Raw genomic sequence first — 17,299 nt, forward strand, 5'->3', positions numbered from 1 at the left:
AGGCGGAGGCTCAGCCCCGGTTCGATGAAATGTCCTCGCAGTCAGTCATCTAGTGGCTCGATAAGCGCGGCACCCTGATTCGCCACATTCCCCACCGCCTTACCCACCCGATACCACTCAAAATCCTCCACCGGCCGGCAAGCCTCCCGTGCAATCACCTCGGCGCGACCGGCCGACAACCCCGGCTCAACCCACTCCCGCGCCGCTTCCGGCGACAGCACCACCGGCCGCCGATCATGGATGTCCACCATCCCTGAATCACTGGCCGCCGTGATGATCACAAACCCATCGCCCTCGTGCGGCTCGAGTCCCGGATGCACTTGCGCGAGGGCGGCGAAGAACATCGGTTCCTGGCTCTTGAGTCGGATGAAGTAGGGCTGTTTCTTCTTTGGGGCGTCGGGATCTTTCACCCACTCGAACCAGCCATTGGCCGGTGCCAGCGCTCGACCGTTGGGCCACAGCTCTTTGAAGAACTTGCCGGTCATGACCGTTTCAGCCCGCGCATTGATCGGGTCCGGGCGTTTGCCCTTGGCCCAGAACGGTGCCCATCCCCAGCGCACCTTGTCGACGCTCAGTCCTTCACCCGCCGGGCGGATGATTTCGACACGGGTGGTGGGAGCGATGTTGTAGCGCTCGATGGGCCACTCGTCATAGCCGTTGATGATCAACTGCTCTGGCGCGAGCGTTTTGAGGTAATGGTCCATCGGTTCGTAGAGTGAATAGCGTCCGCACATGATGTCACCCGTAGTGTCACTCGTCGAAATTTCCTACATCTCACGTTGACCACCTGCGGGCCACAGAGTTTACTGTATATACATACAGATAACCCATCCACCCAAAACAGGCTCGCATTATGAGTGTCAACATCCTTGGCCCTTTGTCGGCAGGGGGCGTCAAGCTCCCATTGTTCTCTTCCCTGGTTGCGGCAGGCTTTCCATCGCCCGCGGCGGATCACATCGAAAAGCACATCTCGCTGGACGAACTCTTTCAGGTGCAAGCACCGCATGTGTATCTGGTGAAGGTCGAGGGCGACAGCATGCAAGGGGCGGGGATCTTCAGTGGTGACATGGTGGTCGTGGACCGCAGCGTGTATGCCGAGCATGGCGATATCGTCATTGCCTCGCTCAACTGCGAGCCGGTGTGCAAGCGTCTGCATATGCGCGACGGCGTAGTGATCCTCAAATCCGAAAACAGCAAATATCCGCCGCGACACATTCTGGAGGGTGACGAACTGGTCATCTGGGGTGTGGTGAAGTACAGCGTGCGCGATCATGACCATGCCTAGGCCGGTATTTGCCCTGATCGACTGCAACAGCTTCTACGCCAGTTGCGAGCGAGTGTTCCGGCCGGACCTGGCGAAAACGCCCATCGTCGTGCTCAGCAACAACGACGGTTGCGTCATCGCCCGCAGCTACGACGCCAAGCCTTTCGTGAAAATGGGCGCGCCGTATTTTCAGATCAAGGACCTGCTGCAGCAGCACGGCATCATGGCGTTCAGCAGTAACTACGCGCTGTATGGCGACATCAGCGAGCGAGTGATGTCGATCATCGAATCGATGGTGCCGGCGGTGGAGGTGTACAGCATCGACGAGGCCTTCGCTGACCTGACGGGCATACCCGGCAACCTGACTGCGTTCGGGCGAGACATTCGGAGCAAGGTCTATCGTGGTACCGGCATTCCCGTCGGGGTCGGCATCGCCCAGACCAAGACGTTGGCCAAGCTCGCGAACCATACGGCCAAACGCCTGCAGGACGTCACCGGCGGCGTGGTCGACATCACTGACCCGTTCAAGCGCGATTGGGTACTGCGCAACACCGCTGTGTCCGAAGTCTGGGGCGTGGGCAAGCGCATGAAAGCGCACCTGGAGACGATGAACATTCACACGGCCATGGACCTGGCGAAAGCGGACCCGCGCACCCTGCGTGATCGGTTCAGCGTGGTCATCGAAAAGACCGCCCGCGAACTGTCAGGCACGCCATGCCTGGAACTGAGCGAAGCCGACCCGCCGAAGCAGGAGATCTGCTGCAGCCGCATGTTCGGCAAGCGCCTGACCACCATTGAGCCGATCAAGGAAGCGGTGGCTACCTACACCCAGCGCGCCGCCGAAAAACTCCGCGCGCAGAACTCGCTGTGCAAAAAGATGCGCGTGAGCATCCGCACCGGCATGTTCAACCCGGAAGAGGCCAAGTACGCCAACGGCGCGCTGGTCGAACTGCCGTATCCCACCAATGATGTTCGCCTGCTGGCCAAGGCGGCGGCCGAAGCGGTGAATCGTCTGTTTCGCCCGGGGTTCAAGTACAGCAAGGCCGAGGTGCTGCTGATGGATCTGCGGCAGCCTGGTGAGTTTACCGATGACCTGTTTGCGGCCTCGCAGCCTGTGGCGGCGGAGAAGGTGATGGGGGTGCTGGACGAGATCAATTTGCGCTGGGGGAGGGGGACGTTAAGGACGGGGAGTGTGCCGGCGGATCCAGAGTGGGCGATGCGGCGGGATTTGATGAGTCGGAGTTATACGACGAAGTTGGATCAGTTGTGGGTGGTTAGGGCGTAATGAACACGGGATATCAATTGTTGTCCGCCCAGAGTTTACGTAAGCAGGTTGAAAGCAGTGCTTATTGATTTAGAAACGGGGCTATGAATGCCCAATTAGGATCGATTTCAAAAGGGGATTTCCATGAATGTAGTGTCCTTTAGTCGAGATATTCCATTCCATCTTTCGCCTGATCTTAAGCTATTTTGTCGCGACTGATGAAGATGCGGCTTCGGCTAACTCTGGAGCTAAAACCAGTAGATAAAACGCAAGGTGAGTTCACTATCCGCTTACATCGCTGCGCCCTGATTCGCCGCTGAGGCTACCGAGGCGTCTGCACCATTCGCCTCGGTGCCACGACAGTCTCATCGGAAGTGTAGAGCAGCAGGAAGTTACTTAGGCCGGACAGCTGCGGTCGTATTCCGCCTCCGTCCGGAACCCTGTTGGCTCTGTCATTTTAACGCGTCACTAGCATTCAACCGCGCACACAACAGCCTAGACACGTTGCTCAGCTGATACGCAACATCCGAGTGGTTGCGTCGGCTCGCCATGAGCTGGATATTGATTAGTGATCGATGCAACGCAAGCGGAGCGCAGGCCTAAGGCCGTAGGCGGGAGGATGGACGCCCGGCAGGGCCGAGACCGAGCAGGAACCGCGAGGCCTTGGTTCAAGTGGTCGGCCTCTTAGCTGCGTAGGTGTGTTCAAACGCATCACCGAATTTAGGAAGTAACGGATACTGAAGTTTCGAAACCTTGCCACCCATGAAGCTGTTTCGAGACGATCAGCAACCGGTTCCCTGCGCCGTCCGTGGACGCAACGCATCGACCCTGCTCATTCCAAAACGCGCTCTGCCCAGCAGCAGCCCACCCACCGGTCGGGCCGCCATGATTCGCCATGAGCACGGCCATTCCATGACGCTTTGAGCAGTTTTGCAATAGCGAGCTATCGCGTGAATAACCGGCTTCACCGATGAGCACACTAGCGGCATACAACTGCGCACCTTGTTTTGCAGCGTGTGATGAGTGTTCCGGGTGACTGAAATCAGCACACACCGATAGGGCTATGGGCAAGTCGCCGATAAGCATCAAATCCCCCCCCATTACCCGCACTAAAGAATTGCTCTTCACCAGGGTGTAAATGCTGCTTGGTATAGACACTAATCGAGCCGTCTTGGTGGAGTATGAAAGCTGCAATTTGCGGTTTGTCATTACTGGGTAGGCGCAACGGCAAACCCACTACCGTAGTCATGGAGGCTTCCCGCGCAAGGTGTCGCAAGGGGGAGAGAAGTGGGCTATCTATATCCTGCGCCAGAGCTTTAGCCAAGGTTGGTTCATATCCTGTGAGCGATAGCTCGGGAAAGAGTAATAGCCCCACCCCCTGCTCGCGGGCGTGCTGCATGAAATCCATGTGCAGCTTCAGGTTGGCACTGATATCGCCAGCACGAATGGCGCATTGGGCTGCCGCAAAAACTGGTGCCGACATGAGCGTCTCCAAAAAGAGCACAATCTTAACGTGACCCCGATTCGCATGCCACAGCGCGTTCCCTCGGGTAACGCGCATGGCACATATACTTTTCCACAGGAAGGCGTGTTGGCCAGACGGTTACTTCAGCTCGACGAATCTGTAGCATCTTCACTCTCCTGAGAGTAGCCATTTAGAACGGAGAATGAAAAAGCCCCGTCCATTCCTGGCGGGGCTTAGTCGATGCACTTGTTACCTACGCGCGCATTACCCTATGGCCCGCCCAAGGCGGTCATCAAGGTGTGCATCATGTACAGTCGGTGGTGATCATTGGCTTATAGTCTGGGGGATCAATCCGACTGTCAATGTCGGTTTGAAGAGCATGCTGCGTTCCTATTCTTGCCAATCACCGAGCCAGCCGATCGGGACTGCAGCGGTGTGATCACGGTCCAACCTTTCAGCTTGCTTGTCAGTGGTTTGATTTTCGGGGGCATAGGAATGCTCCGGGAGAGCGTGGTTGACCCCGGCTCACACGAGCCATAGGATCCGACTGCTGAGATCTTTTCACTGATGGCGCATCTGATAACCGTCTCGACGACGGCAGCTAGCCTGGCAGCCCTTTCATTGCTGGTTTCAGGGCGCTCGCACGTTGGTGTTACCCAAGTATTTTGGCCGGGGATGGTATGTTTTTTGTTCTCAAGGGATTGATTCTTCTGCCACCAACCGCTCTGTTTTTAGTCCTTCCATTTGCGAATGGCATGGCATGGCGGCAATCTGATTCAGCGCCGCTTAGCTTCTATCTGGTGTTTTCGGGAGCCGGCCTTTTCCCTGGCTGTCCTGGTTTTTCCTGTGCGTGCTCTGGAGGGAAGGGCTCAGGAGGCGGTTGCTGTGTGTGACAACGCTACAGGTTCCATTGCACTTTGTTGCTTATGCGTATTTAGCTCACGACTTCTACGTCGGTTATTGGATGTTGGTTCTTGTCGGATTTTCGATTCTGGTCTGGATCGTCCAGGCCCTGAAAAAGACCGTCTATGGATCTGAACCCGCTCGTTAGTAAGTGGAGGTGGTGACCAAGACGATGCATAAGGTTCCGCTTCACTCGCGCCTTCAATCTCGTAAACCTCGAGGATTAGAAACATGCCCGAACTATCCAGCCTGCTTGCCTATGCCTTGATCTCACTCGGCATGGTGCTGACCCCCGGTCCGAACATGATTTACCTGATTTCACGTTCGATCTGTCAGGGGAGAATGGCGGGGCTGATCTCTCTGGGCGGCGTTGCGCTAGGTTTTGTCGTGTATATGTTGTGCGCTGCATTGGGCATAACAGCGCTGGTTATGGCAGTTCCGTATGCATACGATGCACTGCGAGTCGGCGGCGCGCTCTATTTGATCTATCTGGCTTGGCAAGCGGTGAGGCCTGGCGGCAGCTCTCCCTTTCAGGTCAAAGAACTGCCGAAGGACAGTCCGCGCAAGCTGTTCATGATGGGGTTCCTCACCAACCTGCTCAATCCAAAGATTGCAGTCATGTATCTGTCGTTGTTGCCCCAGTTCATCAGCCCGGAGGGCCATGGCAGCGTGCTGACCCAATCGTTGATCCTTGGCTGCACGCAGATTCTGGTCAGCGTGAGCGTGAATGCGCTCATTGCTGTCATGGCTGGATACATCGCAGTGTTCTTTGTAAGCAGACCCCGCTGGCAGACTGCACAACGCTGGTTGATGGGCACGGTACTTATGGGGCTGGCCATGCGCATGGTGGTCGACGGGAAACGATAGAGTCTTGATACTTTGTGAAACTCCCCACCGTCACGCTCACGACAAAGCCCAAACCGCCGCACAAGGCAGCAAAATCAACACCGGACTGACACTCACCGGCAACGTCAGATGTATCACCCAAGGGCCACCCCCCATCGGCTTAACCAGCATCTTCGCCCGGTGATAGATAAACCCAGACTCCCGCCCAGCCCCATACCTACGCAGATCCACTCGTACCGCCCCATGTGCTGCGCTTTTCGGGCGTCGCTACCATGAACCAGCCCTCGGCTGGGTTAGCGTCATTTCTAAACCGTGCACCCATCCAGCCGCAGGCTGAATCCTCAACCCTCTGCGAGATGCCCCGCCTTAGCGCAACCGCTCTAGCACGGACGTAACAAACCCGATACACGGCCGTACAAACGTTTGACGTCAACGCGATGGCACTCTAATATCGCCGCCTTTTAATGATGTCAGCGTGGCATCGCAAGGACGCGTCGTGTATTTATTTCTGTCCCGGGCAGCCCTGTTGGTGCTGCTCGTACTCGCCCCCACCTATTCACTGGCTGCCACCCCCGGTGAACAGGACCTGATCCGTGATCGCCAGGACCGACTGCTCGAAGAGCAGCGCCGTCGCCTCGAAGATCTCAAGGACCTGCCCGGCAAACAAACCGTACCGGTCACAGCGGCCCTACCGGAAGACGGCCGCTGCTTCACCATCCAGCGCATTGAACTCAAGGGTGCCGATTCGCTGTCCGGTACCGAGCGTCAGCGGCTGATCGCGCCGTATCAGGGTCAATGCCTGGGCGTGGCGCAGCTCAACGAATTGCTCAAGGTCATCACTAATCACTACATCGACAAAGGTTTGGTCACCACCCGCGCTTATCTGCCGCAGCAGGATCTGTCCGGCGGCGACTTGCAGGTGCTGGTCGTCGAAGGCGCGCTGGAACACTTGCGTAGCGACGCCGACAGCGGGCTGTCGGAGCGGGAACTGGCGATGACCTTTCCCGGCCGCGAAGGGCAGCTGGTCAACTTGCGCGAGATCGAGCAGATGGTCGACCAGCTCAATCGCTTGCCGTCCAACAAGGCGCAGATGGAGCTGACGCCGGGCCAGCAGGTGGGCGGCAGTGACGTGCTGGTCAAGAACACCGCGCTAAAGCCATGGCGAGCCACTTTGTCGCGCAATAACGACGGCCAGCGCAGCACCGGCGAGCAGCAATGGAATGCCGGGCTGGAATGGGACAGCCCATTGGGACTGGCCGATCAGTTGAGCCTGCGCGGCGGGCATGATGCGATCAGCGATCACCAGCAAACCTCGCGCAACGGGCTGCTGTCCTACAGCCTGCCGTGGGGCTGGTGGACGTTCAGCTACTCGTACAGCGAAAGCGAATACCGTTCGGTCGCCAAGGCCGAAGGCATTTCCTTCAAGCAGAATGGCGACAGCCAGAACCATCAGTTCCGCGCCGAGCGGGTCGTGCATCGCGATGCGTTGAGCAAGACCTTGCTCAGTGCCGGGCTCGCTTACCTGCGCACCAACAACTACATCGAAGACAGCCGGTTGGCGCTGAGCAGCAATCGCCTCACCGAAGCGCAGTTCGGCATCAACCACGGTCGACGCGTCGGCTCGGCGTTCGTCAACCTGGACCTGGGCATGCAACAGGGCATCGGCGCGCTGGACGCTCAGGACAACGGTCATCCCGGCCCCGGCGAAGCGGACGCCCGCTATCGCAAGTACACCGGAACCCTGAGTTACCTGCACCCGTTCCAGCTGTGGGGCGAACAGTTGACGTTCTCCAGCCTGGCCACCGGGCAGCGCAGTGAAGACGTGCTGTTCAGCCCGCAGCGCATGAGCCTCGGCGGTTCGTCCTCGGTGCGTGGCTACAAGGACCAGTTTCTGTCCGGCGACAGTGGCGGTTACTGGCGCAACGAACTGCGCCTGACTCGGCCGGTCACCCTCAACTGGCTGCACCCGGTATTCGCCGAGTACGGAGCCGCCGCCGGTTACGACCAAGGCGTGATCCGCAACGACCGTTACAACGGCGAGGAGCACGGACGCCTGTCCAGTCATTCGCTGGAACTGTTTGCCCGAGGTCAGCACGTCGCCGCCTCGGTGACCTTTGCCCATTCCTTGGAACGACCGAACCTGATCGAGCGCGAATCGCCGGTCTACTTCCGTTTGGACTTTTTCCTCTAATTACGCCGCTCGTTAATACGCTGCCGAGGTTGCTTACATGGACGTTCATCAACTGGCTCTGCTGAGCCGCCAGCCTTCTGCAGCCCTGAGCGAGCGTCCGAATTTCTGGGGCATGCCCAAGCGCGGCCTGGCGCTGATCCTGGCCAACGCACTGTTCTGGCAGCCGCTGCTGGTGCAGGCCGAAGGCATCGTGGTCAGTGGCACCAACACCGGTCTGAGCCAGGCCGGCAATGGCGTGCCGGTGGTGAACATCGCCGCGCCCAACGCCGGCGGCCTGTCCCATAACCAGTTCCAGCAGTACAACGTCGACAGCCGTGGCGTGATCCTCAACAACGCCACCGGCCAGACCCAGAACACCCAGCTGGGCGGGATCATCGTCGGCAACCAGAACCTCAATGGGCGTGCGGCCGCCACCATCCTCAACGAAGTGACCGGCGCCAACGCCAGCCAGCTCAACGGCTACACGGAAGTGGCCGGGCAATCGGCACGCGTCATCGTCGCCAACCCCTACGGCATCAGCTGCAACGGCTGCGGCTTCATCAATACGCCGCGAGTGACCCTGACCACCGGTAAACCGGTGCTGGACGGCAACGGCCAGTTGACCCGTTTCAATGTGCAGGGCGGCAGCGTGTCCATCGACGGCGCGGGGCTCAACGCCGGCAACGTCGATCAGTTCAACATCATCACCCGCAGCGCGAAGATCAATGCCGAGCTGCACGCCAACAAGCTCAACATCATCGCCGGGCGCAACGACGTTGACGCCACTACCCTGAACGCCACGGCGCTTGCCGACGACGGCAGCGCCAAACCAGAACTGGCCATCGACAGCTCGGCACTGGGCGGCATGTACGCCGGGGCCGTGAAACTGGTGAGCACCGAAGCGGGTGTCGGCGTAAAACTGGCCGGTAATCTGGCGGCCAGTGGCGGCGATATCCAGATCGATGCCAACGGCAAACTGACCGTGGCACAGACCGCAGCCAGCGGCGCGATCAACGTCAAGGCTGTTGCTGCGCAAGTGACCGGCCCGGTGTACGCCGGTTCATCCACCACGATTGCCACTTCAGGCGACCTGACCGTCCGGCAGAACGTTGCGGCGCGGGATGGGGTGAACCTGTCAGCGGGCGGGCAACTGACCAATGCGGCGATCATCGAAGCCGGGGTCAATGCCGACAACAGCCGCAATACGTCCGGTGACGTGGCGCTGTCGGCCAATGCGCTGACCAATACCGGCAGCGTCACCGCCAGCCGTAACCTGCGAGCCACCGTTACTCAGACCCTGACCAACCAGAGCGCGACCCTCAGCGGCCAGGCCGGTACGCGCATTACCGCCGGTACGCTGGACAATCGTCAGGGCGGCCGGATCTTGAGCCAGAGCGGCACCGTCGAGCTGAAGGCCGAGCAGGTGCTGAATGAAAAGGGCGTGATTGCGAGCGCCGGTGACCTGACTATCAGTGCCGGAACTCTGGACAATCGCAATCAAGGTGCAGTTTCTGCGCAGCGCGATGCCCAACTCGAGGTAGGGTAACTGATCAATAGCGGCGGCTCCAACGTCAGCAGTGTCGGCGGCCTGACGGTCACAGCGAGCGGGGCGGTTGATAATCAGGGCGGGACGCTGGCGAGTGACGTCGGGCTGACGCTCAGCAGCTCGAGTCTGGACAACAGTCAGTCAGGCCGCATTACCGGCAAAGGCGTTACGGTCACGACCGGCACATTCAACAACGGGCAGGGCGGTCAGCTAACCAGTACCGGCGCGCTGGGATTGACGGCTGGCCAGGTGAATAACCGCGACGCGGGGCGCATTGCCAGCGCGGGTGCGCTGACTGCTTTAGTGACTGGTCTGGATCAGACCAATGATGGACGGCTGTACGGTAATGGCGATGTCAGCCTCGACCTGAGCAATGGTGTGCTGAATAACCAGGGCGGTCTGATCTCCGCGCCCGGCCAGTTGCTGCTGAAAAACCTCGCGGCCGTGAACAACCAGAGCGGCGAGATTTCCAGCGCGAATGCATTCACTCTGGCGGCCACTTCGCTGAACAACACGGATGGCTTGCTGATCAGCGACAAGGCCTTGATCGTTCGCGTCGACCAACTGTTGAACAATCTACGCGGCCTGGTATCCGCCAGCGGCCTGACGCTCAGCGCCGTAACACTGGACAACCGCAACGCGGAGATCTCCAGCCTCGGCGCGTTGACCGCCACCGTCGGCCAGTTCGATAACCGCGACAAAGGTCGCCTGCTGGCCAACGGTACGCTGGTGATGACGGCGGACACTCTCGACAACCGGAACTCGGGCACCGTTTCCGGGCAACAGGGTGTGCAACTGAATCTGGGGCAACTTACCAATAACGGCAGCGGCCGCGTTTACGGCAAAACCAGTCTGGGCCTGGATGTGACCGGCCCGCTGAATAACGATCAGGGCGTACTGCGCAGCGACGGTACGCTCACCCTTCGTGCCGGTTCTCTCGCCAATAGCGGAGGCAGCGTTACCAGCAGTGGTACGGCGTCGATCAGCAGCGTGGGCGCAGTCGTCAGTCAGCGCGGGGAATTGCTGAGCGATGCCGATCTGACTGTGGCAAGTGCTGCGCTGGACAATAGCGGTAACGGTCGAGTCGCAGGCAAAGGCGTTACGGTCACGACTGGCACGTTCAACAACGGGCAGGGCGGTCAACTGACCAGTACCGGCGCGCTGGGTTTGACGGCTGGCCAGGTGAATAACCGCGACGCGGGGCGCATTGCCAGCGCGGGTGCGCTGACCGCTGTGGTGACCGGTCTGGATCAGACCAATGATGGACGGCTGTACGGCAATGGCGATGTCAGCCTCGACCTGAGCAATGGTGTGCTGAATAACCAGGGCGGTCTGATCTCCGCGCCCGGCCAGTTGATGCTGAAAAACCTCGCGACCGTGAACAACCAGAGCGGCGAGATTTCCAGCGCGAATGCTTTCACTCTGGCGGCCACTTCACTGAACAACACGGATGGCTTGCTGATCAGCGACAAGGCCTTGATCGTTCGGGTCGGTGACCTGCTGACCAATATCCGTGGCCTGGTTTCCGCCAATGGAATCGATCTGCAAGCCGGTGCGCTGAACAACACCAGCGGCAGCATCAGCAGCGACGCGGACCTTACTGTCACCACCGGCAGACTGAACAATCAGCTCGGCGAGTTGACCAGTGCGGGCTCTGTGACCCTGAACGCTATGAGCCTGGGCAATGTGGATGGCCAGATCATGGCCGACCGTTTCCTGAACCTGGTCGTGACCCAGGCCATCGACAACCAGACCGGCACGCTGGGTGCAGGCCAGGGTCTGGACCTCAACGCTGCAAGCCTGGATAACCGCGCCGGTACGCTGGTGACCGATGGCAACGCCAAACTGGTGCTGGCCGGCGCGCTGGATAACCGCAGCCAGGGTGCCCTGCAAGCCAAGGGCCGGGTCGATATCACCAGTCTGAGCCTCAACAACCAGAGTGGTTCTATCCGCGCGCAAACCGGCATGCTGCTACGGGTCGATGCCCTCGACAACAGTCAGGTCGGCCTGACCGGCGCCAACAAAGGTCTGATCTACAGCAACGCTGGCCTGGAACTGGTGGGCAAGCAACTGGGCAACCGCAACGGTCTGCTCAATTCGACCGGCGTCATGCGCCTCGAAACAGGCACCGTCCTCAACGATAACGGCCGCATCGCCAGCCAGGCCGGGTTGACCGCCACGGTCGACAGCCTGACTCAGCAGGGCGGTGAGCTCGTCGCTCAAGGTGACCTGACGCTGACCGGCAAAACGCTGGATAACCGCGCCAACGGTCTGATCGGTTCGACTCAGGCCGTGATCCTCACTGTGGACGACATCGACAACCGGGGCGGCGAGATTTCTAGCCAGTTAGGGCTGGAGGTTATCGGCCAAACCCTCGACAACAGCAACGGCGGCAAGGCACTGGCCGGCACGGCGCTGGAATTGGCCGTTGCCCAGGTCATCAACCAGAACAAGGGGCTGTTGTTTGGCGACACGGTAAAACTCGCCGGCACCCGCCTGGATAACAGCGGCGGCAGCGTTGCCGGTCAGAAAGACCTTAACCTCTTCCTGTCTGGCGCGCTGCAAAACGGCAGCGGTCTGTTGAGCAGCGAAGGCACCTTGACCGTCAAGGCCGACACGCTGAGCAACACCTTGGGCAGCCTGTCCAGTGCCGGTGCGTTGCTGATCACCACCGATGGCGCGCTGAACAACCAGCAAGGCTCGATCACCACTGACGCAGGGTTGGTACTCGTCAGCGGCAGCCTCGATAACAGCAATAACGGCCTGCTGTCCGGCAAGGACGCCACACAGGTTGAAACAGGGCTATTCGACAACAGCCAGGGCGGGCGCCTGACCAGTAGCGACACGCTGCAACTGACCGCCGGCCAGGTCATCAACCAGAGTGCCGGCCGCATTGCCAGCGCCCTGGCCCTGACCGTCAGCGTCACCGGCCTGGACCAGCAGGGCGGCGAGCTGTTCAGCAACACCTCCGTGAGCCTGGACCTGAACCACGGCGAGTTGAACAACCAGGGCGGCCTGATCACCGCACCCGGCGCGTTGCTGTTGAAAAACCTCAAGGGCGTGGACAACCAGAACGGCGAAATCTCCAGCGAACAGTCCTTTGAGCTGCGCTCCGAATCCCTCGACAACAGCGGCGGCAAATTGCTGAGCAACCAGACCCTAACGCTGGTGGTGGACAACGCGCTGCGCAACCTCAAAGGCACGATTTCCGCAGCGTCCCTGAGCACTGCAAGCGCCAGCCTGGACAACCGCGAAGGCCTGATCAGCAGTCGCGGCGCGTTGGACCTGACGGTCGATACTGCCCTGAGCAACGTCGAAGGCACGGTGATTGCCGACGGTGATCTGCAGCTGAACGCCGCGACGGTGAACAACAGCAAAGGCCAGATCGCCAGCAAACAGAACCTGATTGCGAAGGTCGGCAGCTTCGAACAGCTTGCCGGTGAACTGGTGGCGCAGGGTGCATTGACCTTGACCGGCGACAAGCTGGTCAACGGCGAGAATGGTTTCGTCGGCGCGACTCAGGGCCTCAACCTCCTCGTGGCCGACATCGACAACCGGGGCGGCGAACTGTCCAGTCAGGGTGCGATTACCTTGACCGGCCAGCAGTTGAATAACGGCGACAACGGTCGAGTCCTGGCGCAACAGGGGTTGACCCTGAACATGGCCGAAATCAGCAACCGCGCGGGCGTGCTGCTTTCCTCCAAGGCCGGTCTGACGCTGACCGGCGCGTCTTTGGACACCACCGGCGGCAGCGTGTCCGCGCTGCAAGGCTTGGCCCTCGACCGGTCCGGCGTGCTGGACAACAGCAACGGCCTGATCAGCAGCGAAGGGCTGTTGACCGTAAATGCAGGCAGCCTGATCAACAATGCAGGCAGCGTCTCCAGCGCAGGCGATCTGACCCTGGATGTGGTCGGCGCGATCAACAACGACAGTGGCGCGTTGGTCACCGACGGCGGCCTCATTCTGCGCAGCACCAGACTGACCAACCGCCAGAACGGCAACATCAGCGGCAAAGCGCTGCTGACCCTCACCACCGGCGATTTCGACAACAGCCAGAAGGGCCGGGTGAGCAGTGGCGACCGACTGGAACTGACCACCGCCAAACTGACCAATCGTGATCAAGGCAGCATCGGCAGCACCCAGGAGCTGGTCGCCAGCGTCACGTCCCTCGATCAGCAGGGCGGACGACTGTTCAGCAACACCGCCCTGAGCCTCGACCTGAACTATGGCGAGTTGAACAACCGGGGCGGCCTGATCAATGCGCCCGGCACCTTGCTGCTGAAAAACCTCGGCACTGTGCTCAACCAGAACGGCGAAATCTCCAGCGCCGAGGCGTTCACGCTCACTGCCCAGACGCTGGATAACAGCAGCGGCAAACTGCTCAGCAATCAGGACCTGACCCTGCGCATTGCCAAGGCATTGAACAACGTCAAAGGCATGCTGGCCGGCGCGGGCGTCGATGTCGAAGCGAGCACGCTGAACAACAGCGGCGGCACCTTGATCAGCCGCAACGATCTGGACCTGACCGTCACCGGCCAGTTGAACAACCGCGATCAGGGCCTGATCAACAGCGCCGACACCCTCGACATCACCGCTGCCAGCCTGGACGCAGGCAACGGTGGTGAAGTGTCCGCCCTCGGTGACATGACCCTGGCCCTGAATGCGTTGTCGCTGGATGCCGGTCGCCTGATCGGTGACGCGGCGGTATCCATCGACCTCAACAACGGCGACCTGAGCAATCAGGCCGGCCTGATCACCGCCAAGGGACCGTTGACCCTCAATCGCCTGCGCGACCTGTCCAACCAGAGCGGCGAGATTTCCAGCGAGCAGTCTTTCCTGCTGAGCGGCCGCGCCCTGAACAACAGCGGCGGCAAAATCATCAGCAGCAACCTGCTGACCCTGCACGCGGACAGCCTTATCAATCAGACCGGCTTGCTCTCCGGCTGGCAAGGCGTAAGCGTCACCGGCGCCAGCCTCGACAACCGCAACACCGGCACCGTCTCCAGCCGCAACGGCAACGTTGGCGTGAACCTCAGTGGCGCCTTGCTCAACGGCAATGCCGGTGCGCTGGTCAGCCAGCAAGCCTTGACGGTGACGGCCAACAGCCTCGACAACACAGGCGGCATCCTCTCCAGCGGTGCCGGCCAGACCTTGACCGTCAGCGGCCGGCTGAACAACAGCCAGAACGGCCTGATCGACAGCGGTGCCGGGCTGGCAGTCAAAGCCGACACTCTGCAAAACGTCGCGGGCGACATCGCAGCGCAGCATGACGTTAACGTCGAAGCCCGCGAGCTCAACAACACCAGCGGCAGCCTGAGCAGCAAGGGCGGCATGACCCTCGACCTGCTGGGCCAACTGGTCAACACCCAGGGCAAGCTGGCCAGCGGCGGCGCAATGCTGCTGCGCCGTAGCACCCAGATCAGCAACCAGGGCGGCCAGCTGGTCAGCCAGAACCTGATGACCCTGAACACCGGCAGCCTGGATAACAGCAATCGCGGCACGGTCGCCGCCAATGACAGCCTGGTGCTCAACGCCACCGGCAAAGTGTTCAACAACGCCGACGGCCTGATCTACAGCCAGAACGCCGACCTGCAACTGACGGCAGCCGCCCTCGACAACGCTCGTGGTGCTGTGCAAAGCCAGACCGACCTCAACGTCGACGTCACTGGGGACATCGACAACCAGAGCGGCCGCCTCATCGCCCAGACCGGCGCGCTGGATGTTGACGCCGCCAACCTCGACAGTCGCGGTGGCGTGCTGTCCAGCCTGCAAGGCGCGTTCACCGCCAACGTCACCGGCGTGCTGAAGAACGGCTACAACCTGAGCAACCAAGGCGGCGTCATCCAGGCCAACAGCCTGAACCTCAATGCTTGGGGCGGCTTCGACAACAACGGCGGGCGCATCTCGGCACGTGCTGGCGATGCCCTGATCAACACCGGCAACGGTGACTTCGACAACCGTAACGGCGGCCTGTACGGCAAAGGGCTGATGCGCGTTATCGCCCGCGAGTTCAACAACAGCACCGGCGGACAGATCGCCGCCGGCCAGATCGACCTGCGATTGAGCGGGGCGCTGAACAACCAGACCGGCATCGTAGAAAGCGACAGCACCTTGTCCGTCACCGCGACCCAGATCAACAACCAGAACGGACGCTTGCGCGCACTGGGCGCGGGCGGCAAGACCGAGTTTCAGATCGGCAGCTTGTTCGATAACCGCAACGGTGCCCTTGACGTCGTCAACAGCGACCTGACCCTCAACACCCCGAGCTTCCTCAACAGCGGCGGCAGCCTGCTGCACACCGGCAGCGGCACGTTCGACATCTCCACTGGCAACATCACCAATGCCGGCGGCAGTGTCGTGACTCAGGGCGGCTTGACCCTTAACGCGGACAGCTGGACCAACAGCAGCGTTATTCAGGCAGGGCGTTTGACGGTCAATGTCGGGAGGTTCCATCAGACCGCCAACGGGCAGTTGCTGGCGGGCACGGCATTTACCGGGACGGGTGGGAACTGGACCAATGATGGGTTGATTGCCAGTGATGGCAGCACGAACCTGTTGCTGTCTGGACGCTACAATGGTGCAGGCCAGATCAGTGGAGTGGGAGCGGTCGGCCTGACCGCCGCACAGCTGGAGCTTGGTGCAACTTCCGCAATCAGGGCCGGTGGAAACAGCGACATCGCTATCAGCGGCCTGCTGACCAACAACGGCAACTTGTCTTCAAACGCGACGATGACCGTCAACGCTTCGCAGCTGGACAACTTCGGCACGTTGAGCGCCGGGCAGAACCTGATCGTGAAGACCCCTGCATTGCGTAACGAGCGTGGGTTGATCTTCAGCGGCCAGAATATGTCCTTGCTGGTGGGCGACCTCACCAACCAGAACGCTTCGATCTACGGTTTCGGCAATCTGGATATTTCCGGCTGGCAGGGCGGATCTGCGAATACCGTCAACAACCTCGCATCATCAATCAATGTGGACGGTGATTTCACGCTGGCCGCCGCGACGTTTCTGAACAGGACCGAGGCGGTGTTGGGTGAGGAGAAGCTGGTTTCCGGCGACATCACTTACGCATGTCAAGGAGGCCGTGAATGCAAGTGGGTCGACTATCACATTGAAGAGCACTGGGAATCGGAGTCTAAAATTATCGGTGATCAAGCCATTGTCTCCGTGGGAGGTAATCTCACAGCAAGGGCAGGTGACTTCTCTAACTATGCGTCCGTTATCTCTGCGGGCAAGAACGTCCAGCTGGATGTAGGAACATTCGATAACACAGCCCTGGAGTCCGGCAACTTCACCAAATCGCTTATCTACAATGCGCGGGTTTATGGTCTGGAAGACCTCGTTGACGAGCAACGAGGAGCGATGGCTGCTTACAATCGCAGGAATTCGAAATACATTCATCGCTACATGGACCGGTCGAAAAAGCTGTCCAGGACAGAGCAGATCACCTCGCAGCTCAATCCGAACTTCGGCATAGGACCCGAAGTCGCCGCGCCTGAGAAAATCTTCACCTACGATTATAAGGGCGGCGATACCGTCTTCACCGGCACCGGAGGAACGCCGTCGGTTGTTCAGGCGGGTGGGGCGCTGGCCGTAAACGCAACCGGTACCGTCAAGAACGGTACGCTGCAGGCCAATGCAGTGTTTTCCGGCATTGCCAAGAATGCACCGGGGACCCGCGTTGAGCATGATGTAGTAGTTCCCTATGTTCACCTGAATGCGCAACTGCCTCCGGATTTGGCTCAACAGCAAGTCAACCCGCTCGCACTGCCCGGCTTCAGTCTGCCAACAGGGCAGAACGGCCTGTTCAGATTGAGCAGCCAGACCACCAGTAACACCAG

Annotated in this window: 5 protein-coding genes and 3 pseudogenes; 5 read left to right on the forward strand and 3 right to left on the reverse strand. The window is 60.2% G+C overall.

Annotated elements, in window-relative coordinates:
• Window positions 1-41: 41 nt before the first annotated feature.
• Window positions 42-734, reverse strand: coding sequence for an SOS response-associated peptidase family protein (locus EGJ27_RS22455; RefSeq protein WP_125832951.1), 693 nt, complete (start codon window positions 732-734; stop codon window positions 42-44).
• Between the two features lie 119 nt (window positions 735-853).
• Between EGJ27_RS22455 and EGJ27_RS22460 the strand changes: the two genes are divergently transcribed.
• Both EGJ27_RS22460 and EGJ27_RS22465 read left to right on the forward strand, forming a co-directional pair.
• Window positions 854-1,285 carry a LexA family transcriptional regulator gene (locus EGJ27_RS22460; RefSeq protein ID WP_125832952.1) on the forward strand — a complete coding sequence of 144 codons (432 nt, stop codon included), beginning with the start codon at window positions 854-856 and terminating at the stop codon, window positions 1,283-1,285.
• Window positions 1,272-2,549, forward strand: a complete 1,278-nt coding sequence (locus EGJ27_RS22465; RefSeq protein WP_125832953.1) for a Y-family DNA polymerase — start codon at window positions 1,272-1,274, stop codon at window positions 2,547-2,549. The genes EGJ27_RS22460 and EGJ27_RS22465 overlap by 14 nt, the downstream gene beginning before the upstream one ends.
• 699 nt (window positions 2,550-3,248) lie before the next feature.
• Here EGJ27_RS22465 and EGJ27_RS22470 read toward each other — a convergent pair.
• Window positions 3,249-4,089 (reverse strand): annotated as a pseudogene (locus EGJ27_RS22470) (carbon-nitrogen hydrolase family protein).
• Window positions 4,090-5,127: 1,038 nt separating this feature from the next.
• On the opposite strand from EGJ27_RS22470, the gene EGJ27_RS22475 reads away from it, so the two are divergent.
• Entirely contained in the window at window positions 5,128-5,763 is a 636-nt protein-coding gene (locus EGJ27_RS22475) for a LysE family translocator (protein WP_125832954.1), read from the forward strand.
• Here EGJ27_RS22475 and EGJ27_RS22480 read toward each other — a convergent pair.
• Window positions 5,720-5,985 (reverse strand): annotated as a pseudogene (locus tag EGJ27_RS22480) (DUF4400 domain-containing protein); the annotation flags it as partial. The gene EGJ27_RS22475 and the pseudogene EGJ27_RS22480 sit on opposite strands and share 44 nt — an antisense overlap.
• Before the next feature lie 265 nt (window positions 5,986-6,250).
• Between EGJ27_RS22480 and EGJ27_RS22485 the strand changes: the two are divergent.
• Together EGJ27_RS22485 and EGJ27_RS22490 are read left to right on the forward strand one after the other, a co-directional pair.
• Entirely contained in the window at window positions 6,251-7,933 is a 1,683-nt protein-coding gene (locus EGJ27_RS22485) for a ShlB/FhaC/HecB family hemolysin secretion/activation protein (RefSeq protein ID WP_256672900.1), read from the forward strand.
• Between the two features lie 37 nt (window positions 7,934-7,970).
• Window positions 7,971-17,299, forward strand: a pseudogene (locus tag EGJ27_RS22490) (filamentous hemagglutinin N-terminal domain-containing protein); the annotation flags it as partial.

It is taken from the genome of Pseudomonas sp. v388, assembly GCF_003935425.1.
Taxonomy (GTDB): Bacteria; Pseudomonadota; Gammaproteobacteria; order Pseudomonadales; family Pseudomonadaceae; genus Aquipseudomonas.